The sequence below is a fragment of the Acidaminococcus sp. BV3L6 genome (assembly GCF_000468835.1).
Classification (GTDB): Bacteria; Bacillota; Negativicutes; order Acidaminococcales; family Acidaminococcaceae; genus Acidaminococcus; species Acidaminococcus intestini.
Window position 1 is genome coordinate 17,748 of record NZ_AWUR01000004.1, and the last position, 23,129, is coordinate 40,876.

Below are 23,129 nucleotides of genomic sequence, written 5' to 3' on the forward strand. Positions count from 1 at the left end.
CCTTACAGCAGATCTTCGTAGACGAGGACGGGACAGGCTTTTCCTTTGATGGGAACAAGGCGGCAATCCACTTCATAGACGTCCTTCATCATTTTTTCCGTAATGACTTTTTGGGGCGGTCCTTCCGCGTATTTTTTCCTATCCTTCAGCACGACGATGCGATCGCTGACATTCATGGCCTGAGACAGGTCGTGAAGAACCATGACGACGCCCATGCCAAGGGTCCTGTTAAGTTCCTTTACAAGGCGCAGGATTTCAAGCTGGTAGGAAATATCAAGGAAAGTCGTTGGTTCATCCAAAAAAAGCAGATCCGGTTCCTGGGCAAGGACCATGGCAATCCAGACGCGCTGGGCTTCCCCACCGGAGCAGCTCACAAGAGGTTTATCCCGAAGGTCCCAAACGCCCGTTGCTTCCATAGCGCGGCAGATGGCCTTCTCGTCTTCTTCCGTAATCGTTTGGTGCCACGCCTGATAAGGCACGCGGCCAAAACTCACGAGATCCTTTACGACAAAGCCTGGCGGTGCGATATGGTGCTGGGGCAGGACGCCCACCATCTGGGCAAATTCGCTGTTTGGAATCTCATCAAGATTCTTGCCGCAGCAGGTGATGCGGCCCTTTTGGGGAGAAATGAGGCGAGTCAAGGTCTTTAAAAGGGTGGATTTGCCTGATCCATTAGGACCAACGAAAGTTGTGATTTCTCCCTTCCTTACGGTCATGTCAAAGTCCTTGAGAACAAGGCGCTCTTCATACCCAATATCAAGTTTGGTTCCACTGATAGCAAACATTAGAAACGTTTCCTCCGAAGCATGTATAGGAAAAAGGGTCCCCCTGTCATGGCCATGATGACCCCGACAGGGATCTCCATGCCCGGCACGAGCATGCGCCCCACCGTGTCAGCCAAAAGCAAGGTCACGCTTCCCATGACGGCCGCCACTGGCACAAGGTCCTTATAGTTCGGGCCGACAAGCATGCGGGCCATATGAGGCACGACAAGGCCAACAAAACCAATCATACCGGCGACAGCAACCGTAGCCGCCGCCAAAAAGGCGCCTAAGGCGGAAAGCAGGATGCGGGTCTTGTTCACATCGACGCCAAGGCTTCGCGCCACGTCATCGCCAAGCTGCAGGAGGTTGGCCCCGCGTATGGCAAAAAAGGCAAGGACGGTGCCGATGCTCACGTAAATGACCACCGTTTCCACGTGCCCCCAACTGCGTCCCGAAAGGCTCCCATTCAAAAAGCCCAGAACGTTTGCAAGGTTATCGGAATTCAGGAGCTGCAGAAAAGACGTATAGGCACCAAGAACGGTGTTCACGGCAACGCCGGAAAGAACAATGCGCACCGGGTCGATGCCGCGGCGCCAGGCCATAAGGTAGATCAAGACGCAGGCAAAAAGGGCGCCCACAAAAGCTACAAGCGGCACAAGAGAAAGCCAACGGGGGAAAAGGAGCATGACCGACGTTGCAGCCGCTGCTGCCCCTGCAGAGACCCCGATGATGCCTGGATCGGCCAAGGGGTTTCTCATAACAGCCTGAAGCAGGGCCCCAGCAAGGGAGAGGGCCATGCCAATCATGATGGCTAGAAGGACACGAGGCAGGCGCAGCCCAACAACAATGACGCGGGCCATGCGATTTTCTTTAAAGAAGCCTTCGAGGATTTGTCCAGGCGGAATATAGGTGCTGCCAATTCCCAAGGCAAGAACGGCAAGAATGCCAAGTGCGATGAGAAGCGCCAAAAATACGAAACCAGTCCGTTTCTTCATTTGCCCGCTCCCGGAACTGCATCCAGCAGACTCACAAGGTCTTTGATCTGTTCCACTTCTTCAAGGCCGCCAGAAACAGCAAAGCGGCGTGGTAAATAGACCAGCTGACCGTTTTTGACAGCACGGAATTCGTTCCAATAAAAGGGTCGGGCCGCAAATTCTTTTTCCATGAGGACTTTTGTCTCGTCTCCGCCGCCCATGCCGCTCACAAACACAATGAGATCAGGTTCATAGCTCAAGGCTTCTTCTTCCTTCAGCGGAACCATGGGACCGGCGCCCTTACCGACGACATTCTTAAAGCCCAATAGGGAGAACATGGAGCCCACCGTGCCGGCTTCGTTCTGCACGTAAAAGCGAGGCGGTGCCCCTTGGAGGATGAGGACCTTTTTCCCGTCATAGCGACTGCGGGCTTCCTTCATCATTTCTTCTGCTTTTTCAAAGCGATTCCGGATGGCGTCCTTCTTGCCTGAACCATCGTCAAAAGCACTGGCCAGGATAAGGGTCATGGCCTTCACATCTTCATAGGTGACGGTCGGCCCGGCATCGACATAATAGACAGGGATCTTTTCTGCTTCGAGCTGCTTTCCATACGTATCTTTAGCATGGACGCCAACAATGACAAGATCTGGTGAAAGGGCGATGACAGACTCTAGGTCAATCTGGGAACGCATACCGGTTTGGAAAAGCGTGGCCTTTTCCTTGATTGCCTGGGGCCAAGCCAGGATCTTTGTATCAGGGACACCAACTTGGTTTACGCCCAGTTCATAAAGGGCAAGGACAGGAGAATTGGTCAGCGTCACAACCCGTTTGGGCCTCTTTTCAAGGCACAAGGCATCTGGAAAGCCTTGTTTCTGCAGGCTTTCCGGATAGGAAAGGACGAAGGGGGCTCTTCCGCTTGAGGATTCGGAAACGGATTCCTTTAAGGAGCAGCCAGCAAAAAGAAAGGTACAGAGGCAGCAAATGAGGGTTATGATTCGTTTCATTAATTAGTTTCTCCTAACTATAAAATGAATTAGCTCTTTAATTATCAAATTCTACCTTGATTTTAAATTAGTTGTAACTAACTTAAGCTAGTATAGCATAGTCATTCAACGCTCGTCAACATTCACCGCGATGAGAAACAGGGAAAGGACCGGGAAAAGTCCCAGTCCTTTGGTCTTGTTAGAAAGTGAATTCCACGCCGGCCCGCCACGTGCGTCCATTGATGGAATAAGCATCCGTATCAGGGAACTGCTTGTCAAAGATGTTGTCCACACCTGCATAAAGGTGCGTGTTCCGATTAAGATCCTTGGTAACGACAAAGTTTGTTGTACTGTAGGTATAGTTCTTTCCTTCACCGCTTAGATAATCCCGATACCACGTATTGTAGAGGGTGGCACTCCAGGGTTTTTCCTTACCCGACAGATAGGTCAGTTCGACAATGCCATTGTTGCGGGCCCGGCCCGTCAGGCGGGTATTGGTTTCACTGTTTTTCGCATCGAGGTAGGTATAGGTTGCTCTGGCGCTCCAGTGATCATCAAAACGGTAATTGTATTCGCCTTCAATCCCATTCATTTCCACCTTGTTCACGTTGACGTATTGGTAGCGCGTGGTCGACCCAAAGCGCCCGATGAGCTGGGTATCGATGAGGTTATCAATCTTGTTGTGGAAGTAAGAGAGTTTCCCGCTGCTCTTGCCTTTTTCCGCTTCGATGCCAATATCAAAGGTGCGGGATTTTTCCGGTTCCAGTGCATCATTCCCCCAGACCTGATAGGAGAAGCGGCCGAAATTGTGTTCCATGCGGGAATAAAGTTCGAAGATGGTCGGTGCGCGGTAGCCGAGACCATAGTTCAGTTTGACCCGTGCCGCATCACTAAATTCATAAGTTAGGCCGGCCCGCGGGGAAAGTTGGGCGCCGAAGCTGTCGAAATGATCCCAGCGCACGGAAGGAACGAAGAAGAGCTTCTCCGTCAGCTGCCATTCATCCTGGAGGTAGGCGGCATAGGAATCCATGCTCTGTTCGGAGTAGATACTGGAAAGCCCCAAATAGTTTTCTACCCGGTTGTGACCTTCAATGGTGCCAAGACGCGTTCCGCCAACTTTCTGATGGCGGTATTCGCCGCCAAAGGTGATGGCATGGTCCTCATTGGGACGGTAGGTGTTCTTTGCTTCCGTCACGGTCGTTTCATACTTGGCATGGTCAAAGCCCGTCCAGTTGCCGCCCCGCGACGTGCGGGATTCCTTACCCAGCCGGTCATAGTAGACCTGGAATTCATAGTCGTTTTTATCATCAAAGCCAAAGTATTTCACATGATAGTCCTGACGGTTATTGTCGTACCAAGTCGTCGAATCAGGCGTCCCCGACGTAAAGGTGCGATACTGTTCCTTCAGGAAGGAAACCCCTGCTTCAATCCCGGAATGGTCGTCAAAACGATAGGTGCTGTTGAAATTGAGATACCGGCGCGGACCATACATGTTGGTGCTGCCGTCCGTATCGATTTTGCGTACATCGCGCACGTTAAAGTCCACATTCATATTGAACTTACCCACGTTGCCCGTGGAAACGCCGCCATAAACGGATTGTTCCCGGCCGCCCAAGTCCGTTCCGACATAACCGCCGGCTTTCTGGTTTTTCTTCGTGATGATGTTGATGACGCCACCCATGGCGTCACTCCCATAAAGAGCGGAGCCAGAGCCGCGGACAATCTCAATGCGGTCAACGGCATGGATGTTCATGCGGTTCAGCTCATAGACATTCATGGTTTGCCCTGAATCCTCACTTGCCAGGCGCCGCCCATCCACAAGGATCAGGGTGGCATTCGTACCCATGCCGCGCAGGGAAACATTGTTGCCGACCATGGCGGCTTCCTGCACGTCAAGCCCGTTTACGAGCTTTAACGCATCGCGGACATTATAAGCCCCTTTTTCTTTCATTTCTTCCTGGGTGATGACTTCCGTCGACATAGGCACTTTCTTTTCTTCAAGTTTGGTCTTGGTCGCCGTAACAACTGTTTCTCCTAGGTCATAGGTCGGCAGGGACTGACTTGCACAAGCCGTACGATACGTACCAAAAAGCAAGGAAAATAAGACGCCAAGGGTGAGTATCCGGTTCATTTTATACTGGTTCTGCATCAAAGGCTCCTCCATCCTGGAATGATTGTTCTTACCTGCTCCATCTTCCATCATCTGTAAAAAGCGCTGCAGGTCGCGCTCGTTCCCTCTTTATAGGGAACACCAAAAAGGCATAGTTAGTTTATACTAATATAAGCCGATAAGAGTCTCCTTGTTTCCTCTCGTTTTACTAGCTTCATAGTTAGTTATAACTAACCTTGCATACTATAGCATGTCTTTTTCGTTCCGTCAACCATTTTTATGAAGAAATGATGAAAAAAAAGAGCCGCACGAGGCGGCTCCTTACGAGCTATCCGTTATTTCAGTTCATATCCGGCTTTTTCGATGACGGCCCTTGCAGCCTCATGGTCAAGCGGAGCAGAAAGGACAACTTGAACTTCACCCGTTTCATGGGAAGGCATGGCACTTACTACAGAAGGCAGGCTTTCGAGGGCTTTTTTCACCCGGCCTTCACAGTGGGCACACATCATGCCCGTTACATGAAGGGTCTCTTTTTCCTCTCCTGCACTCATGATTCCTCCATAGCGATAACCGGCCTTTATTACAGCTGCTTCGGCGGCTTTTTCGTCAAGGGGCGCCGAAAGTACAATATGGACCTTATTTTGCGTATGGTCCGCCACAGCACTTACTACGCCGGGCAGGGCTTCAAGAGCCTTTTTCACATGAGCCTCACAGTGACTGCAGGTCATCCCTGTCACGACAAGATCTTCTTTCAGGGCAGCGCTCGGCACTTGTTCCGCCGCTTTTTTCTTCTGGGAAGCGGCTTTTTGAACGGAGACAGGCCCCACTTCTACATGGTACTTTGCCTTATCTCCCGAAGCATCATGGATCTTCGTAAGGTTCAGGCGCAAGGCATTCATGCAGACCGTAAAGCTCGACAGGCTCATAGCAGCGGCGCCCACCATGGGGTTCATCTTAATGCCGGGGATGAGACCCGCGGCAAGAGGAATGCAGATGACATTGTAGAAGAAGGCCCAGAAAAGATTTTCGTGGATGTTCCTGACGGTACTGCGGCTAAGACGCACGGCGGCGGAAACGTCGGTCAGTTTGCTGTTCATGAGCACGATATCGGCCGAATCAATGGCGACATCGGCACCGGCACCGATGGCAATACCAATATCAGCACGGGTAAGGGCCGGCGCGTCGTTGATGCCGTCACCCACCATGGCAACCCTGCCATATTTCTGGAGCTCACGGATGACCGTTTCCTTTCCATCGGGCAGCACACCGGCAATGACACGGTCCACACCGGCTTCGCGGCCAATACTTTCTGCCGTCTTTTCATTGTCCCCTGTTAGCATGACTACGGTAAGGCCCATTTTCTGCAATTCCTTGATGGCCTTGGGAGAATCTTCCTTGATGACGTCAGCGACAGCAATCATACCGATAACAGTCCCATCAAGGGCAAAAAGAAGCGGTGTCCGGCCTTTTTCGGCCAGCGCTTCAGCCTGCCTTTCCAAAGATGGATCCAGACGGGCACTTCCTTTTATATAGCTAAGACTGCCGCCAAGAAGGACAGAGTCTCCTTTTTTTGCCGTCAGGCCATTGCCGGGGAGGATGGAAAAGTCATCGACGGCTTCTGCGGCAAGCTTCCGGGAAAGGGCTTCTTCCACAACGGCTTTGGCAAGGGGATGTTCGGATTTTTGTTCCAGGTCATAGGCAAGCTGGAGGAGGGTCCTTTCCGTTACGCCTGCAGCGGGAACAAGGTCTGTGACTTTCGGCTGTCCCTTGGTAATGGTTCCCGTCTTATCAAGAGCCACAATGCTCACTTTCCCCGCGATTTCAAGGGATTCACTGGTTTTAAAGAGGATGCCATTTTTGGCGCCGACACCATTTCCCACCATGATGGCAACCGGCGTTGCAAGACCCAGGGCACAAGGACAGGCCACCACGAGAATGGCGATGCCGCGGGCAATCGCCTCTCCAAAGGAAGCTCCGACAAAAAGCCAGCCTGCGGTGGCAATCACGGCAAGGGTAATGATGGTCGGGACAAAGTACATGGAAACTGTATCGGCAATACGGGCTATAGGTGCCTTCGTCGCCGACGCGTCGCTCACAAGCTTGATGATCTGGGACAGGGTCGTGTCCTCACCGACGCGAGTGGCACGGCATTCCAGGTAGCCCGATTGGTTTGTTGTGGCCGTCTGCACCTTATCACCGGGCTTTTTGTCAACGGGCAGGCTTTCCCCCGTCAGGGCCGCTTCGTTGACAGCACTGGTCCCTTTGATGACTTCCCCATCAACGGGGATGTTTTCCCCCGGACGAACAACAAAAACATCGCCAATCTTCACTGTCTCGATGGGAACGGTCGTTTCCTTGCCATCAATAAGCAAGGTGGCTGTCTTAGGCGCCATCTTCATGAGGCCCTTGAGAGCGTCTGTCGTGCGGCCCTTGGAAATGGATTCCAAGGTCTTGCCCACCGTAATGAGGGCAGGAATCATGGCGGCCGATTCGAAGTAAAGGTCCTGCATATAACGCATCATGAGTTCCTGCTGCGCCGCACCATGCGTGCCAAGGTACGTGATATCATACAGGACATAGAGGCTCCACAGGAAGGATACACCCGAGCCCAAGGCAACAAGGGTATCCATGTTGGGGGCCAGATGCTTCATGCTCTTGAAACCGCTGATGAAAAAGGCGCGGTTGATGAACATAACGATGAGAGCAAGGAGCAGCTGCGTAATGCCCATGCCGTAAAGGTTCCCATCAAGGAAGGCTGGCAGCGGAAAATGGAGCATATTGTGCCCCATGGTCAGATACATGAGGACGAGCAGAAAACCAATGGAATAGACGAGACGCCGCTTCAGTTTAGGCGTTTCCGTATCCTGTAAGGCGTCATCAGAAGCAGGCTTTGCGCTCGTACCGTCCATCCCTTTGGGAGACGCACCATACCCTGCATCTTCTACAGCCTTGATGATGGCTTCATTCGTCGCGTCCCCTTCGACGCCCATGCTGTTTGTTAAAAGGGAGACAGACACACTTGTTACGCCGGGCACGCCGGCAACGGCCTTTTCTACGTGGGCCTGACAGGAAGCACAGGTCATGCCCTCGACCTTGAATTGTTTCATTGAGGATTCCTCCTTTGATTCTCATCCACTATACCCTACCATGGTATTGTTTTCATCCTTATCTTACTCGACAGGTCCCTATTTGTCAATGGGAAAGACTACTTTTTTGCTAGAAATTTGTCATGACTAACTAAAAGGAAAAGAAAAAGTCCTGCCAGGTCATGCCTGCAGGAGCTTTTCTTCATATTCCCCAAGGATGGCAAGCAGTGCCTCCTCGGTCTGGGCCTGATTGATGGTATTGCGGTAATAGGCGCTGTGCGGCAGCCCTGTTAGGTACATGGCACCGTGGTGCCGCATTTCCCGGACGCCGACGCGCTCGCCTTTAAAAAGAATGAGGTCGTGGAGGTGGCGGCGAATCATGGCAAAGCGTTCCTGAACGGAAACAGGAGAAATCGCTTTTCCATGCAAAAGGGCCTTCACGTCCCGGAAGATCCAGGGATTGCCTTCGGCGCCACGGGCAATCATGACACCGTCGCAGCCCGTTTCTTCCTTCATGCGCAGAGCATCTTCGGCGTGGAAGATATCACCGTTGCCAAGGACGGGAATTCCGACACTTTCCTTGACGGCGCGGATGATGTCCCAATCTGCCTTTCCTTGGTAGAACTGGGCCCGCGTCCTGCCGTGGACACAAACAGCGCTGACGCCGGCCTTTTCTGCCATTTGGGCAATCACAACGGCATTTTTATGGGCCTCATCCCAACCGGCCCGGAACTTAACCGTTACGGGGACCGAAACGGCGTCCACAAGGGCGGCGAGAATGGCATAGACCTTATCCGGGTCCTTCATGAGAGCGGACCCTTCGCCATTTGAAACAATCTTATGGACGGGGCAGCCCATATTGACATCAATCATATCGGCACCGCGTGATTCAACAATCTTTCCTGCGGCGGCAAGTTCCGACGGAACGGAACCAAAAAGCTGAATCGCCGTCGGATGCTCCTTGGGATCGATGGTGAGCATGGCAAAGGTCTTTTGATTCTTATATAAAAGGGCCTTGGCACTCACCATCTCAGATACCGTATAGTCCGCTCCATTTTCCCGGCAGATGACGCGAAAGGGCAGGTCCGTCACTCCTGCCATGGGCGCCAGGACGACAGGGAAAGGGGGCACTTTGAAAGAAAACATACCTTCCTCCATGGATAAAAGAAGCGGCGTTTCCGCTTATGGAAAAACGCCGCCAGAACTTGCTCTATTGTTTGCGGTTCATCTTGTGAAGGATCAGGAGTCCTTCCAAGGTCAGGAATGGTTCGACGACGTCGACAAGTTCCGATTCGGAAGCCATGAGCTTGCCAAAGCCGCCCGTGACAACGACAAAGGCCTGCCCGCCCAATTCTTTTTTCATACGCGTAATGATGCCGTCCATTTGGCCAACAAAACCAAAGATGACACCGCTGCGCATGGCATGGATCGTATCATGGCAAATGGCCATTTTCGGTTTGATCAGTTCAATGCGGGGCAGCTTGGCCGCTTTTTGGAAAAGGGCTTCCGTTGAAATGCCAATGCCCGGGGCAATGGCACCGCCCAGATATTCCCCATCAGGACGGAGGGCACAGAACGTCGTTGCCGTACCAAAGTCAATAATGATGAGGTTGCCTTTATCGCCATACATATGGTGGGCAGCCACCGCATTGACGATACGGTCCGCACCAATTTCATTGGGATGGTCATAGTCAAGCTTAAGGCCCGTGTTGCAGTTACTGGTAACAACAAAGGGCGTAATGCCGAAATAGCGTTTGCACATATTGCAGAGAGGCACCAGAAGGGGCGGAACAACGGTGGAAACGATGATGTCCTTGACGGCCTTCATATCGACACCGCCAGCCTGGAACATGCTGCCCAGGATAATGCCGAATTCATCGCTTGTCCGAGAACGGCTGCTGGACAGTCTCCAGTGAGCAATCCATTCCTTTCCGTCGTGCACGCCAACGACGATGTTTGTGTTGCCAATATCCATTACCATTAACATGAGATGAGTTTCCTCCTTGGAAAGTTGCGGGTTTTGATGGAATTGTGCATATGGCAGCAGGGGTCCTTCGCGCCGTACCGCCTGCCGCATAAACGACTACATTATACCAAAGATAAGGAACTTTGCAAGAAGCGATTCAGTGCCTTGGCAAAAATATAGGCAAAAGCGGCGCCTTTCGGCACTTGCTTTGCCTATCATTGTTAACCTCTTATTGATACTTGCCCTTTCCTTGAGCGGGGCGAATGGAAACATCACCGGCTAGGACCCGTTCCACATGCCCATTTTCGCGGCGCACCAAAAGGGCCCCTTCTTCATCGATGTCCTCAGCTTTTCCTGTATAGGTCGTGTCCGGGGCGATGACCTTCACCATACGTCCCAAGGTCACGGAATAGCGGCGCCATTCATCGAGAATGGGGCCAAAACCTTCCTTGAGGACCGTCTCATAGCAAGTCTCCAGATGATCGAGGACCTTAGCCAAGAGGGCCACCCGATCCGTTGGTTTTTCTGCCACATCATCGATGGAAACGGCAGACTCCCGAAGGGCTTCAGGGACCATGCTTTGGGGAACGCAGACGTTGATGCCGATGCCAACGACAAGATAGTTGATGTGACCAAATTCAGCACTCATTTCCGTCAGGATGCCTACAAGCTTGCGTCCTTCAAGCAGAATGTCATTCGGCCATTTGATTTCGGCCTTGACGCCGCACAATTCACGCACAGCGCGGACCACCGCAACGGCAGCAAGAAGGGTCATCTTGGGGGCTTCCTGAGGCAGGAAGGTTGGTTTTAGCAGCAGAGAGAACCAAAGTCCCTTTCCATAGGGACTGAACCAGCCCCGAGCCAGACGTCCTTTCCCTACGGACTGTTCCTCAGCCACGCAGACCGTCCCATCAGGAGCGCCCTGAAGAGCCATTTTCTTTAAGAGATCGTTCGTAGAGGGAATGACGTCTTCATAGGCCATGTTTCGGCCGATAAACCGTGTATGGAGATGGCGGGAAATTTCCTCGGGAAGGAGCTTATTCGGAACGCTCACGAGAACATAGCCCTTTTTGGTATAGGCCTCGATTCCATAGCCCATTTTCTTGAGGCTCTGGATATGTTTCCAGACCGCCGTTCTTGTAATGCCAAAGTGATTGGCCAGGTCCTGGCCCGATACGGGCTGGGGTGCTTTTTCCCGCAGAAGGTTCAAGATTTCACTGCGCATGCATCATCTTCCTTTCTATCTGACCCGTAAAGGAAAAGGCGCCTGCGGCGCCTCTTCCCCTGTTTCCGTCTATCAACCAAGGGGCTGGGAATCATCCTTGGGAAGGGGGCCTTCCTGACGAGCAGAAGGAGGATTTCCTTCCGGCAGTGTCTCCCCTTCCAGCTTTACAGGATCCATTGGGGAGCCCTCCTTTGAGGACGCCACTTCCCCTTTTTCAAGGATCCGGCCATATTCCACAAGTTCCTTGATTTCATGCTCTTCCAAGGTTTCCCGCTCAATAAGCGCCTGAGCAATGAGGTGAAGTTTATCGATATTATCTTGCAGGAGCTTGACTGTCCCTTCATAGGCTTCATCAATGAAACGGCGGATTTCACCGTCGATTTCGGCAGCAATCTTTTCGCTGTACATATTTTCATGACCAATATCACGGCCCAGGAAAACTTGTTGCTGGCGATGGCCAAAGGTGACAGCGCCCAGACGTTCACTCATGCCATATTCACAGGTCATCTGGCGGGCCAGTTCTGTAGCGCGCTGCAAATCATTGCTAGCGCCGCTTGAAATCTCATGAAGGACGAGGGCTTCCGCCACGCGGCCGCCCAAAAGGACCTTCAGTTCATCCAAAAGCTCACTGCGCGTAGCATAATAACGGTCTTCTTTCGGAAGGCTCAGGGTATAGCCGCCAGCTCTTCCACGGGGAATGATCGTAACCTTGTGGACGGGATCCGTGTGATCTAGGAGCATACCCACCAAGGTGTGACCTCCTTCATGATAGGCCGTAAGGCGTTTTTCATTGTCGCTGATGACGCGGCTGCGTCGTTCCGGTCCCATCATGACCCGTTCCGCCGCTTCTTCCAGGTCACTCATGGTGATGGTCATCTGGTTATGACGGGCTGCAAGAAGGGCCCCTTCATTGACGAGGTTGGCAAGATCTGCGCCCGTAAAGCCCGGCGTACGGCGGGCCAAGACTTCCATATCGACATTGCTATCGATGGGTTTGCCTTTGGCATGGACCTTAAGAATGGCAAGGCGGCCTCGAATATCAGGACGGTCAACAACAATCTGACGGTCAAAACGGCCCGGACGGAGCAGAGCTGGATCAAGGATATCTGGACGGTTTGTGGCGGCAATCATGATGATGCCTTCATTGGCACCAAATCCATCCATCTCGACAAGGAGCTGGTTCAAGGTCTGTTCCCGCTCGTCGTGACCGCCGCCAAGGCCAGCCCCGCGCTGACGGCCGACCGCATCGATTTCATCGATGAAGACGATGCAGGGTGCGTTCTTCTTGGCTTGGTCAAAGAGGTCACGAACACGGGAAGCCCCGACCCCAACAAACATTTCAACAAAATCAGAACCAGAAATGCTAAAGAAAGGCACGCCCGCTTCCCCGGCAACAGCTTTTGCAAGGAGCGTCTTACCGGTACCAGGGGGCCCATACAGGAGGACACCCTTGGGAATCTTGGCCCCGAGCTGGTTATATTTCTGCGGGGCCTTGAGAAATTCCACCACTTCCCGCAGTTCCTGTTTGGCTTCGTCAGCACCGGCCACATCCCGGAAGAGGACGCGGCTCTTGCCGTCGCCATAGAGCTTTGCCTTGCTCTTGCCAAAGCTCATGACCCGGCTGCCGCCGCCCTGGGCATTGTTCATCATGAAGAACCACAGGACGACAATGACGATCATGGGCAGGACACTGGTAAGGATGCTGCTCCAGAAAGAAGGCTGGGGCGGCAGTTCGGCCTTGATTTCCACATCGCGGCTGCGCAACGTATCAACCATCTTGTCATCGCGGGGTGCAACGGTCGTAAATTCGGAGCCATTCTTGAGTCTCCCCTTGATAACGGAATTATCGACGATGGTGACGCTCTGTACATCATCCTGCTGGACTTCCTTCATAAAATTGCTGTAGCTCATATCGTTCTTCGGAGCATTGGATGCATTGTAGTAATCATAGATCCAAAGGCCGAGGATAAAGACGAGCAGGTAGAAAAAAATGTTTCTAAAGAATCTTGTCACGGTATCCTCCTCTCCCAAAAGATCTGGGATCTTCTGGGATCTATTTATTTTTCATAGACGGAACGCTTCAGGATGCCAACATAAGGAAGCGTACGGTAATCTTCATTGTAATCAAGGCCAAAGCCGACAACAAATTCATCGGGAATGACAAAGCCGTAATAATCAGGCACCATTTTCACAAGGCGCCGTTCCTTTTTATCAAGCATGGCCGCAAGGCGAATACTCTTGCAGTTACGGGTTCTGAAAAGTTCACGGACGGCTTTTAGGGTCAGTCCGGAATCGACCACATCATCAACGATGAGGACGTTTTTTCCAGCAAGGTTCCGGGACGTATCGAACTGGATGTCGACCTTCCCCGACGTGGACGTCCCTGACCCGTAGGATGAAACTTTCAGGAAATCAATCTGAGTGGGAACGCTCAAATGCTGCGTCAGTTCCATCATAAAATAGGAAGCCCCTTTTAACAGGCCAATGACGAGGAGTTCTTCCCCTTCATAATCCTTGCTGATTTCTGCAGCCATTTCGGCAATGCGCATCTTGAGGGTCTTTTCATCGATCAAGACTTTTTCAATATTGGGATGCATGTCTTTGTTTCTCCTTTATCTCCAGTTTCTTTTCCCTTTGAGCGGCCCGATCAGTTTCATGGCGTCCGGCCATCAGGCGACCGTTGATATAGATGAGCCGTACATGACCGGGTACGTCAAGGCTCTTTCCGCTGATCCCCTTTTCAATGAGCCGCAGGATCTTTTTCACATGATCAAATCCCAGTTCCTCTCCACCGACACCTTTGACCGCCAGACGGATGACGCGGCTTTTGATGGCCAGATCAAGCTTGTCAAAGGTCGGTCCTACATCGATATCGTAGGTTCCAAAGATGTTGCGGGAAAAGGAGTCCAGATATTTTTGAGCCATTTTTTCAAGATAAGCCTCATCACTTTGGGCTACAGCAGCCGCCTGCACGAGGGCTGCCTTGATACGGGGATTTTTAGTTGCAAGAAGAGGCAAAAGCTCCAAGCGGACCCAGTTGCGCAAAAGGGCAGGATTACCGTTTGTCGAATCCGTTCGGTACGAAAGCCCTTCTTCCTTGCAGTACGTTTCCATGTCCTTCCGGGTTGCAGCAAGAAAGGGTCTGGCAATGTATCCGTTGACAGGCAGCATGCCTCTAAGCCCCCGCGTTCCCGTCCCTCGGACAAGATTCATGAGAATGGTCTCGGCCTGATCATCTTCATGATGGGCTACAAAAATTCCTTGGGCCCCTACTTTTTTACGGTAGGTTTCAAGTGCCTCATAGCGCAGACGCCGGGCTGCATCTTCCAAGGAGAGGCCCTCTTTTTCCTTGAGGGCCTGGGGATCGATATCAAATTGGGTATAGGATAAGTCCCTATCCTTGCAGAAAGCTGAAACAAAACGGGCATCTTCATCGGCTTCTTCGCCCCGCAGATGATGGTGGACATGGGCCACAAGGACCGTCACGTCATCTTCTTCCGCGGCTTTTGCCATAATATCCGTAAGCGTCAGGGAATCGGCACCGCCCGAGCAGGCGGCAATGACGGTTCCTCCTTCTTGCCATAGGCGAGAAGTCCGAACCATATTCATCAGGCTCTCTTCGAGCACACTCATTTCATCACCTCAAAACCAAAGAAGGGGCTGTCAAATAAGAACAGCCCCTTGAAACCCGCAACCGCTTCATGCAGTAAGGATCTCGGGTCTTTATCCAGGAAGCGCCGTTCAGTCACCTCGACGGGCGCCGCGGCCTCCCCTTTTGGATTCCGTATTCCGTTTTAAGTCCAGGAGACGATCATCACTTTCCTTGAGGAAACGGGACAACTTATCCTCGAAGCTCATCGGTCCCTGCGGACGACCTGCACCACCTGGGCGGCCTTCGAACTTGCGTTCCCCGCTAAAACGTCTTTCTCCTGGTTTTCTATCACCATGATGTTCACCCGGTTTGCGGCCTTCGAATTTACGGCCTTCAAACTTCCTGCCTTCCCCGCCATGTTCATTTTTCTGTTCCGCAGGGGGCATCAGGGCCTTCATGGACAGACCGATCTTACCTTTTTCATCAATAGAGACGACCTTGACCGTCACCTTCTGTTTCACCGTCAGGAAGTCATGCACGTCCTTGACAAAGACATTGGAGACCTCAGAGATGTGAATCAATCCTACTTTGTTTTCAGGGAGCTCCACAAACGCTCCAAAATTCGTGATACCGGTAACAATGCCGTCAACGACTGCACCTTTTTCCAAAGCCATAAGTCAAAGAAATCCTCCTTTAGGGTTGTGTTACGTTAACCATTATACCGTTGTTTGGAAAGTTCCGTCAAGTCCCTTTCTTCCTATGCTTGAGGCCTTCCTTCCCGTTAGGAAGCAAAAAAAGAAGGCCCCCATCCGTAAGCGGGCCCCCCTATTTTTCTTTTCATCCACGATGAAGAGCGGAACTTCATTTTTCCCCACCATGTTATGTTCATCGCGGGCAACCTTTTCTACATATTTGGGATCATGGAGATTGCTGCGTTCTTCTTCCAAACGTTCATTGTCCTTTTCGATGGCCTTGATCTTTTCACTGCTCTTGACGGTCTCCTTGCGGACAAGGTAAAGGTCATAGGCTTGTTTTCCAAGCTGGTACAGAGAAATGACAGCAATCAGGATAATGACCAGTCCCAGCCCCCGAAGAGCCAATTCCTTGGCACTTTTCAGCTTTTTCCGTTTGCCTTCAGACATGGTGATGTCTCCCCTCGCGATTCCATACAAAAACGAGCCCGATACCAATCGGCATCGGGCAATCATGCAAAATTATTTGTTGACGGCGTCTTTGAAAGCTTTGCCAGCCTTGAAAGCAGGAACAGTAGCCTTCTTGATTTTGATGGTTTCGCCGGTGCGAGGATTCTTGCCGTTGCGAGCTTTGCGTACCCGAGCTTCGAAGGTACCGAAGCCAATCAGCTGAACCTTGTCTTTTTGAGCAATGGCTTCTTTAACGGTATCAATAAATGCGTTTACAGCCTTTTCTGCGTCTTTTTTAGGCATAGCAGTCTTGGACGCAACTTCAGAGATTAATTCACTTTTGTTCATAAGTAAGTCCTCCTCAATACTGATTGCGCCTTTCGGCGCTTTGGCTACCGTTATGGTATCACAAACAGTATGAAAATGCACGCTTTTTTTTGGAAAAAGCTAGATTTTTTCCCGTTTTACCGACTTCCAAAGCAAAATCATCTCGTCAAGGGATAAATTTTCCCATTTTTTATTTTTTTCGGAAAGAATTTCTTCCATTTTCCGAAAGCGTTTTTCATATTTGACATTGGCTCGGTGAAGGGCTGTCTCCGGTTCAAGTCCCAGTTTCCTTGCATAGACGGAGAGGGCAAAAAACAGATCTCCCAATTCCTCTTCTACATGGTCCTTATTTTTGGACAAAATAGCTTCTTTCAATTCGTTTTCTTCCTCTTTGACCTTCTCATAAGCGCAATTAGCATCAGGCCAGTCAAATCCTCTGCGGCTAGACCGTTCACTGAGCTTATAGGCCCGCATCAGGCTCGGCAGGTCTCGGGCAATGCCATCAAGGGCACTTTTGCGTTCCTTTTTCTCTTCTGCTTTGAGGGCATCCCAATTCTTGAGAAGCTCCTCCGCGCTTCCGACCGTAACCGTACCATAAACATGGGGATGACGGTGGATGAGTTTCCGGGACACATCCGTAATGACGTCCTGCATCGTAAAGGCCCCCACTTCTTCTGCCAGACGGGCATGGAAGACCACCTGAAAAAGGACATCCCCCAACTCTTCCCGGATGCCTTTTACATCGCCATCATCGATGGCTTCAAGGAGCTCATAGACTTCTTCCACAAGTTCCCGGCGCATACTCTTATGATCCTGGGCCTGATCCCAAGGACAGCCTCCAGGGCTGCGCAGCGTCCGTACGACATCCATAAGCGGTGTCAGGTCCATGACACCCTCTTCTTTTTTCTTATCCATGGTGTCTCCTTTTCTTTTTAAGCACGTGGAAGGGAACCTCTCTCAAAACCAGAAGCAGGAGCCCGTAAAAGAGGGCACCGGCACCAACGGCTCCCAAGGTGCTCGTTACGAGGCCCAGCTTCACCAGCAGGGTCCTATTTACCCAAAGGACGGCGCCGCCCATCAAAAGGGACGCCAATAGAGCGCGCAGAAACGTCTTTACGGGCAAGACAATCCTTTCCAGTCGGTAGGCGGCCGCAAGATTCATCATGGCGGAAAGGGCAAGACCGAGGTCCGTTGCCAAAGCGGCGCCGATAACATTCCAACGAGGCTGTGCGGCAAGGACCCAAAGAACCCCAACCTTGACGGCAAGGCCAAGGAACATGTTCACCATCGGGATCTTAGGCCGTCCCAGTCCCTGCAGGATGGCGGCAGTCACCTGATGCAGGCCCAGGAAAAAGACGGACGGGGCCAGAGCGGAAACAACGGGGCCTGCTGCTTTCATTCCATAAAGAACCTGGGAAACGGGCGTCCCTAACAGGTACATACCCACGGCCGCGGGAAAGGTAAAAAGAATGAGGATGCGCAGTGCCGTACGGGCCTTGTTCCGTACAGCGTCACAGTCGCCCAGGGCATGCGCTTCCGAAATGGCAGGCACCGTTGACCAGGCAAGGGAATTGGTCGGAATGGTTCCCATATTGACAAGAGGCATGGCCATTCCTGTAAGATAGCCCAAAGCCGTCGTCGAAGCCGCCACCGTAAAGCCAGCTGCAAGAAGACGGTCCGGCACGAGGATGATTTCCACAAGACCAACAAGGGGAATCATCAGGGTAGAAAGGGTCACAGGAAGCGCGAGGCTGACCAGTTCACGGAGGATAAAAGGCACCGAAATGGGTTCCTTAAGGGTCAAGTCCCTGCCCTCCCGCTTCCAGGCATGCTGCTGGCGCCGGTAGCAGAAAAGAAGGAAGAGCAGCCCAATCAGGGCCCCCGGAGCTGCTCCAAAAATAGCCCCGCCTGCCGCCATGGCAAAGCCCTTCGGGAGCAGCCACACCGAAAGGACCAGCATAAAGGCGACGCGGAAGAATTGTTCCAAAATCTGGGAAAGTGCCGTAGGCCGCATTTCCTGAAAGCCCTGGAAATAGCCCCGCAACCCTGCAAGGGGCACGGTCAAAAACAGGGCAGGCACGCAAAATAGCATGGGGACGAAGGCCCGTTCATCCTTGATGAGACCCGCTGAAAATAGGCAGGGGATCAGGCCATAGGCGGCAAGGCTTACGGCAAGACCCAAAAAGACCAGGAAAGGAAAAGACACCGTGACGACGCGACGCACACTTCCCCACTCCTTTTGGGCCGCATAACGGGCCACGATCAAGCTCATGGCGGCAGGGATACCTGCCGCGACAATGCCCACAAGAAGATTATATAAGGGATAAGCGAGTTGATAGAGTCCGATTCCTTCCCCGCCCAACAGGCGGGATAAAAAGATCCGGTTTACGGAAGCGAGGATTTTGACCATAAGTCCTGCTGCCGTCAGGATCAGGGTTCCTTTTACAAAGCGATCGGCCATAGGGTTCCTCCTTGTCAGTTCAGCAGGCGGGGCAGGTTCTTTTCGAGAAAAGTCAGGGCGTCGCTGACAGGGCCTGTTGTCCGCAAAACGAGCTGAGGCACGGGGTTAAGGCTGAAAGTAAGACGCGGCACATATTCCTTCACAAGGTCACGAATGACATCGGGATTGGCCTTGCTGTGCGGGTTGAAGCGAATCGTCAGAGAACCGGGGCGTGCGGTGACGGCATCCACTACAAGGTCTCGGCACAGGGCCCGGATGGCAGCCACCCGCCACAGCGTCACGAGTTCCTTGGGCGGGGTTCCGAAACGGTCGATGATTTCATCCATGAAATCCTCCCGTTCTTCATACTTCATGCTGCCAAGACGGCGGTAGATTTCTAGTTTGTAGCGCGGGTTGTCGATGAAGTCATCCGGGATGTACGCATCAAGCTTCATATTGATGGTAGGGTCGTGAAGGACCTCTTCCGGACTCTTGCCTTCCTGGAGAGCTTTGATTGTGTCTTCCAGCAGGCGGCAGTAAAGAGCAAACCCTACACCGGCAATCTGGCCATGCTGCTCTGCCCCGAGAAGGTTCCCCGCGCCGCGGATCTCAAGGTCCCGCATGGCAATCTTGAAGCCAGCGCCAAGTTCCGTAAAATCGCGGATGGCCTGAAGGCGTTTTTGCGAGACTTCAGACAGGGCCTTATCCTTTTTATAAAGAAAATACGCATAGGCAAGGCGCGAAGAGCGTCCCACCCGTCCTCGCATCTGATAAAGCTGGGAAAGGCCAAAGTTTTCGGCCCCATCGATGATGATTGTATTGGCAAGGGGCACATCAAGTCCATTCTCGATGATGGTCGTTGAAAGCAGGACATCATAGTCCCCTTGGTAAAAGCCGACCATGACTTCTTCCAGTTCATCTTCCGTCATGCGGCCATGGGCTACACCAATAGACAGACCAGGAATCATTTCCCGCAGACGGTGGGCAATGCGGTCCAAGGCCTCAATCCGGTTATGGACATAGTAGATGCGGCCGCCACGGCGGATCTCCCGTTCAATGGCTTCTTTAACCATGCCATCATCGTATTCTGCCACATAGGTTTCTACTGGCAATCGGTCTTCCGGAGGTGATTCGATGACGCTCATATCCCGTCCCTTTACCAAGGCCAAATGGAGGGTCCGCGGAATAGGCGTTGCCGACAGGGTAAGGACATCGATGCCAGAACTCCACTGCTTGATTTTTTCCTTCTGAGCCACACCAAAACGCTGTTCCTCATCGATGATGAGAAGGCCCAGGTCCTTGAAGTGGACATCGGGCTGAATCAGGCGATGGGTGCCGATAACAATGTCAAGATCCCCTTTTGCAAGCTTATCCAGTGTATCCTTCTGCTCCTTACGGCTGCGGAAGCGACTCAGCATTTCAATTCTTACACCAAAGGCATCCATGCGGTTTTGGAAGGTGATGAGATGCTGCTGGGCAAGAACCGTCGTCGGGGCCATGACAGCCACCTGCTTGCCGTCCATGACCGCTTTGAAAGCTGCCCGGATGGCAACTTCCGTCTTGCCGTATCCCACGTCGCCGCACAAAAGACGCTCCATGGGAACGGGCTTTTCCATATCAGCCTTGATTTCTTGGATGGCTTTAAGCTGATCTGGCGTTTCCTCAAAAGGAAAACGGTCCTCAAATTCTTTCTGCCAAGGCGTATCCGGGGCAAAAGCATGTCCCGGCGTAATCTTTCGCTGGGCATAAAGGCGCAGGAGCTCCGAAGCAAGGATGGTGATAGCTTTTTGGGCCTTTTTCTTGGCTTTTTGCCAATCAGAGCGACCCATACGGGATAAGCGTGGCGGCGTTCCTTCGCTGCCGATGTATTTATGGAGGAGCCCTACCTGTTCAACAGGCACATGAAGTTTGTCACCCTGGGCATATTGGAGCTTAAGGTAATCCCGATGGATGCCATCTATAACAATGGTCTCGACCCCTAAATAGCGGCCTATGCCCTGTGTATCATGGACGACATAGTCGCCTGCCTTGATATCCGTAAAATAAGTCAAGGCGGGACCGGCACCGCGAATTTTTTTCTTCTGCCGCCGCTCTTTGCGGGAACCGAAGATATCGGCTTCCGTTAGCAGGAGCCAGTTCTCATCCCAGAAATGAAATCCATGGGACAGGCCACCCTCAAAGACGGCTCCTCCCTTTTCCGGGATGAGGCTGCCTTTTTGGACAAAGGTCATGGGGAGCCCTTCATTTTGAAGATGTTGGGCCGTCCCAAACGCTTTGTCCCGGGTTCCCATCATGATGAGGGGATGGATGCCTTCTTTGATCCATCCTTTGAGATCCTTGATGAGAAGATCCCAGCTGCGGTTATAAGGCGCCGCAGCGCGCACCTTGATGGCAAGTCTGGGATAGGCCTGATAAAGGGGCTGGGAAAGGGCGCTCACAACAAGGAGATGACTCTTTTGGGAGCGCTCCAGCAGTTCCTTTTCCGAAAACAGCTGATCCTTGAATTCCCGGTTGTCAAGATAGGATTTCTTGGCTTCCTCAAAAAACGCGGAAGCTTCATCAAGGACAAGAAGCTGGTCAGGCGATACGTAATCAAGCAAGCTGGATTCCGCTTCCTTTTCGCCAGAAGCAATGGGCATGATATCAACCTTTGTGAGGCCGCCGATGCTGCGCTGGTCCTCCAAGGAAAAACGGCGGATGGCGTCGATGGTTTCATCAAACCATTCAATCCGGACCGGATCCTTGGCATTAATGGGAAAAATGTCAAGGATGTCACCGCGAACGGAAAATTGGCCCAAGGTTTCGACTTGATCCGTGCGTTCATATCCCTCTTTAACTAGGCGCTCTATGAGCTTGTCACGATTTTTTTCATCCCCATGGGTCAAGGTGATGCTGTCCCGCAGAAGGCCATCAGGCCTTGGCAGTTTCTGGATGGCAGCTTCTGCCGTGACAAAGATGATGGCGGCTTCTTTTTTGAGAATCATCTCAAGGGCAGCTGCCCGTTCTGCCATGACCTCTTCATTGCGTGTATCGATTTCACCATGGATGAGTCCAAGCGGATAAAGTTCACGCATGGCCTGATCCGGATAGAACGGGGTCAGTTCACGGCGCAAAAGACGCACGTCTTCCCTTCGAGGGGTCAGGATGATCAACGGATCCGAGGCCTTACCAAAGGTTTGAAGAGCGCACAAAAAGCCGGCTTTGATGGATCCTGACAGGCCGGTCACTGTCAAAGGGCCTGAGGCCTTTTGCCAAGCTTGGATTCCTTCTTTTGTTGTCTTTTCCCGCCCTAATAGGCGGATCAATTCATTCATCATGTTTGCTATCCATTTCCTACACAAAACAAGGAATCAAAACAAAGCGGGGCCGCACCGCATGACAGGGTCATGAGATGCCGCTCCCGCTTCTGGATTTCCTATAAGATTACAGTTTGATATTGATGTTGCTGCGGTCAAAGGTGTGGACAGCATCAACGAAACGGACCGTGCCCGTTGCATAGCGCATGGAAATCGTATGGGTACGAGCGCCGTTTCCGAAGAAGTTGACGCCGTGGAGCAGATCACAGTTCGTGATTCCTGAAGCGGTGAACATAACGTCATCACCCTTTACCAGATCATCAATGGTGAGGATTTGCTTCACATCGGAAATGCCCATCTTATGGCAGCGTTCTTCCTGTTCTTCATTTTCCGGGCAGAGGCGGGCCTGCATATCGCCACCCAAGCATTTGAGCCCAGCTGCAGCAAGAACACCTTCCGGGGCACCGCCGCGACCGATGTACATATGGATACCAGTTCCTTCGATTCCTGCATTGATAATTGGATCGACGTCCCCATCGCTGATAAGACGGATCCGGGCGCCAGCTGCCCTCACTTCTTCAATGATCTTGCGATGACGTGGACGGTCAAGGGCAACAACCGTAAGGTCACCGACTCCGCGGTTCAGGGCCTTGGCAACCCGTTCGAGGTTAGCGGAAACGGGATCATCGATGTTGATGCAGCCTTTGGCACGGGGACCGACAGCAATCTTGTCCATGTACATATCAGGCGCATGGAGCAGGCATCCTTTCGGAGCAATCGCAATAACGGCAATGGCACCGGGCTGTCCTTTAGCAACAAGGTTCGTGCCTTCAACAGGGTCGACAGCGATATCCACTTCAGGGCCGCCGGCACCGACATGTTCCCCAATGTAGAGCATCGGAGCCTCGTCCATTTCGCCTTCGCCGATGACGACGGTCCCACTGATGTTTACCGTATCAAACATCTTGCGCATAGCATCGACGGCCAGTTGGTCAATGCCGTTTTTATCCCCACGGCCAACGCCTCTGGCGCTCGCAATGGCTGCAGCTTCCGTTACGCGTACAAATTCCATGGATAATTCTCTGTTCATCATTACGCCTCCATTATCTTGTTGGGCTGGATTTTCTAACATCTGCCAGCCGTCTCCCTCCTTATGAGGGAACCTGCTTCATGGGGTGCAGCCTGCCGCATCCCTTCTTATCACAACAGGAGGGCAGGAAAGGA

Annotated in this window: 18 protein-coding genes; all 18 read right to left on the reverse strand. The window is 52.3% G+C overall.

What is annotated here, in order from left to right; translation table 11 throughout:
- Positions 1 to 2: 2 nt before the first annotated feature.
- The 18 genes from HMPREF1246_RS00390 to glpX all read right to left on the reverse strand — a co-directional run bounded on the left by HMPREF1246_RS00390 (position 3) and on the right by glpX (position 22,995).
- Positions 3 to 785: an ABC transporter ATP-binding protein gene (locus tag HMPREF1246_RS00390; RefSeq protein WP_021736394.1), complete on the reverse strand. Its 783-nt coding sequence runs from the start codon at positions 783 to 785 to the stop codon at positions 3 to 5.
- Entirely contained in the window at positions 785 to 1,759 is a 975-nt protein-coding gene (locus HMPREF1246_RS00395; RefSeq protein ID WP_021736384.1) for an iron ABC transporter permease, read from the reverse strand. The genes HMPREF1246_RS00390 and HMPREF1246_RS00395 overlap by 1 nt, the downstream gene beginning before the upstream one ends.
- Positions 1,756 to 2,742: an ABC transporter substrate-binding protein gene (locus tag HMPREF1246_RS00400; RefSeq protein WP_021736387.1), complete on the reverse strand. Its 987-nt coding sequence runs from the start codon at positions 2,740 to 2,742 to the stop codon at positions 1,756 to 1,758. The genes HMPREF1246_RS00395 and HMPREF1246_RS00400 overlap by 4 nt, the downstream gene beginning before the upstream one ends.
- Before the next feature lie 178 nt (positions 2,743 to 2,920).
- Positions 2,921 to 4,924, reverse strand: a complete 2,004-nt coding sequence (locus HMPREF1246_RS00405; RefSeq protein WP_231368187.1) for a TonB-dependent siderophore receptor — start codon at positions 4,922 to 4,924, stop codon at positions 2,921 to 2,923.
- A 242-nt stretch (positions 4,925 to 5,166) separates the two neighbouring features.
- A complete protein-coding gene (locus HMPREF1246_RS00410) occupies positions 5,167 to 7,938 on the reverse strand; it encodes a heavy metal translocating P-type ATPase (RefSeq protein ID WP_021736359.1) in 2,772 nt (923 codons plus the stop codon).
- Positions 7,939 to 8,097: 159 nt separating this feature from the next.
- Positions 8,098 to 9,063: a tRNA dihydrouridine synthase DusB gene (gene dusB, locus HMPREF1246_RS00415; RefSeq protein ID WP_021736391.1), complete on the reverse strand. Its 966-nt coding sequence runs from the start codon at positions 9,061 to 9,063 to the stop codon at positions 8,098 to 8,100.
- Positions 9,064 to 9,127: 64 nt separating this feature from the next.
- Positions 9,128 to 9,904 carry a type III pantothenate kinase gene (locus HMPREF1246_RS00420; protein ID WP_009016044.1) on the reverse strand — a complete coding sequence of 259 codons (777 nt, stop codon included), beginning with the start codon at positions 9,902 to 9,904 and terminating at the stop codon, positions 9,128 to 9,130.
- Between the two features lie 208 nt (positions 9,905 to 10,112).
- Positions 10,113 to 11,108, reverse strand: coding sequence for a biotin--[acetyl-CoA-carboxylase] ligase (locus tag HMPREF1246_RS00425; RefSeq protein WP_021736392.1), 996 nt, complete (start codon positions 11,106 to 11,108; stop codon positions 10,113 to 10,115).
- Between the two features lie 72 nt (positions 11,109 to 11,180).
- The gene (gene ftsH, locus HMPREF1246_RS00430; RefSeq protein ID WP_009016046.1) at positions 11,181 to 13,121 is read right to left on the reverse strand and encodes an ATP-dependent zinc metalloprotease FtsH; all 1,941 of its coding nucleotides are present in this window, start codon (positions 13,119 to 13,121) and stop codon (positions 11,181 to 11,183) included.
- Positions 13,122 to 13,165: 44 nt separating this feature from the next.
- Positions 13,166 to 13,705, reverse strand: coding sequence for a hypoxanthine phosphoribosyltransferase (gene hpt / locus HMPREF1246_RS00435; RefSeq protein ID WP_021736406.1), 540 nt, complete (start codon positions 13,703 to 13,705; stop codon positions 13,166 to 13,168).
- Positions 13,689 to 14,741: a tRNA lysidine(34) synthetase TilS gene (tilS, locus tag HMPREF1246_RS00440; RefSeq protein WP_009016047.1), complete on the reverse strand. Its 1,053-nt coding sequence runs from the start codon at positions 14,739 to 14,741 to the stop codon at positions 13,689 to 13,691. The genes hpt and tilS overlap by 17 nt, the downstream gene beginning before the upstream one ends.
- 108 nt (positions 14,742 to 14,849) lie before the next feature.
- Positions 14,850 to 15,374, reverse strand: a complete 525-nt coding sequence (locus tag HMPREF1246_RS00445; protein ID WP_014128302.1) for a S1 RNA-binding domain-containing protein — start codon at positions 15,372 to 15,374, stop codon at positions 14,850 to 14,852.
- A 42-nt stretch (positions 15,375 to 15,416) separates the two neighbouring features.
- The gene (locus tag HMPREF1246_RS00450; protein WP_021736357.1) at positions 15,417 to 15,842 is read right to left on the reverse strand and encodes a septum formation initiator family protein; all 426 of its coding nucleotides are present in this window, start codon (positions 15,840 to 15,842) and stop codon (positions 15,417 to 15,419) included.
- Between the two features lie 72 nt (positions 15,843 to 15,914).
- Positions 15,915 to 16,190 carry an HU family DNA-binding protein gene (locus HMPREF1246_RS00455; RefSeq protein WP_009016050.1) on the reverse strand — a complete coding sequence of 92 codons (276 nt, stop codon included), beginning with the start codon at positions 16,188 to 16,190 and terminating at the stop codon, positions 15,915 to 15,917.
- 99 nt (positions 16,191 to 16,289) lie between these two features.
- Positions 16,290 to 17,084, reverse strand: coding sequence for a nucleoside triphosphate pyrophosphohydrolase (mazG, locus tag HMPREF1246_RS00460; protein ID WP_021736378.1), 795 nt, complete (start codon positions 17,082 to 17,084; stop codon positions 16,290 to 16,292).
- On the reverse strand, positions 17,077 to 18,630 hold the full coding sequence (locus HMPREF1246_RS00465) for a polysaccharide biosynthesis protein (protein ID WP_021736375.1): 1,554 nt from the start codon (positions 18,628 to 18,630) through the stop codon (positions 17,077 to 17,079). Before HMPREF1246_RS00465 ends, mazG begins: the two co-directional genes overlap by 8 nt.
- 14 nt (positions 18,631 to 18,644) lie before the next feature.
- The gene (mfd, locus tag HMPREF1246_RS00470; RefSeq protein ID WP_009016053.1) at positions 18,645 to 21,926 is read right to left on the reverse strand and encodes a transcription-repair coupling factor; all 3,282 of its coding nucleotides are present in this window, start codon (positions 21,924 to 21,926) and stop codon (positions 18,645 to 18,647) included.
- Between the two features lie 106 nt (positions 21,927 to 22,032).
- Positions 22,033 to 22,995, reverse strand: a complete 963-nt coding sequence (glpX, locus tag HMPREF1246_RS00475) for a class II fructose-bisphosphatase (protein WP_016459615.1) — start codon at positions 22,993 to 22,995, stop codon at positions 22,033 to 22,035.
- Between the last annotated feature and the right edge of the window lie 134 nt (positions 22,996 to 23,129).

Excerpts from the sequence above, each read along its gene's own strand:
- HMPREF1246_RS00450 (WP_021736357.1), bottom strand. The coding sequence starts at position 15,842 with ATGTCTGAAGGCAAACGGAAAAAGCTGAAAAGTGCCAAGGAATTGGCT.
- dusB (WP_021736391.1), bottom strand. The coding sequence starts at position 9,063 with ATGTTTTCTTTCAAAGTGCCCCCTTTCCCTGTCGTCCTGGCGCCCATG.
- HMPREF1246_RS00395 (WP_021736384.1), bottom strand. The coding sequence starts at position 1,759 with ATGAAGAAACGGACTGGTTTCGTATTTTTGGCGCTTCTCATCGCACTT.
- tilS (WP_009016047.1), bottom strand. The coding sequence starts at position 14,741 with ATGAGTGTGCTCGAAGAGAGCCTGATGAATATGGTTCGGACTTCTCGC.
- HMPREF1246_RS00445 (WP_014128302.1), bottom strand. The coding sequence starts at position 15,374 with ATGGCTTTGGAAAAAGGTGCAGTCGTTGACGGCATTGTTACCGGTATC.
- HMPREF1246_RS00455 (WP_009016050.1), bottom strand. The coding sequence starts at position 16,190 with ATGAACAAAAGTGAATTAATCTCTGAAGTTGCGTCCAAGACTGCTATG.
- mazG (WP_021736378.1), bottom strand. The coding sequence starts at position 17,084 with ATGGATAAGAAAAAAGAAGAGGGTGTCATGGACCTGACACCGCTTATG.
- HMPREF1246_RS00405 (WP_231368187.1), bottom strand. The coding sequence starts at position 4,924 with ATGATGGAAGATGGAGCAGGTAAGAACAATCATTCCAGGATGGAGGAG.
- HMPREF1246_RS00400 (WP_021736387.1), bottom strand. The coding sequence starts at position 2,742 with ATGAAACGAATCATAACCCTCATTTGCTGCCTCTGTACCTTTCTTTTT.
- HMPREF1246_RS00420 (WP_009016044.1), bottom strand. The coding sequence starts at position 9,904 with ATGTTAATGGTAATGGATATTGGCAACACAAACATCGTCGTTGGCGTG.
- hpt (WP_021736406.1), bottom strand. The coding sequence starts at position 13,705 with ATGCATCCCAATATTGAAAAAGTCTTGATCGATGAAAAGACCCTCAAG.
- glpX (WP_016459615.1), bottom strand. The coding sequence starts at position 22,995 with ATGAACAGAGAATTATCCATGGAATTTGTACGCGTAACGGAAGCTGCA.
- HMPREF1246_RS00465 (WP_021736375.1), bottom strand. The coding sequence starts at position 18,630 with ATGGCCGATCGCTTTGTAAAAGGAACCCTGATCCTGACGGCAGCAGGA.
- HMPREF1246_RS00390 (WP_021736394.1), bottom strand. The coding sequence starts at position 785 with ATGTTTGCTATCAGTGGAACCAAACTTGATATTGGGTATGAAGAGCGC.
- HMPREF1246_RS00410 (WP_021736359.1), bottom strand. The coding sequence starts at position 7,938 with ATGAAACAATTCAAGGTCGAGGGCATGACCTGTGCTTCCTGTCAGGCC.
- HMPREF1246_RS00425 (WP_021736392.1), bottom strand. The coding sequence starts at position 11,108 with ATGCGCAGTGAAATCTTGAACCTTCTGCGGGAAAAAGCACCCCAGCCC.
- mfd (WP_009016053.1), bottom strand. The coding sequence starts at position 21,926 with ATGATGAATGAATTGATCCGCCTATTAGGGCGGGAAAAGACAACAAAA.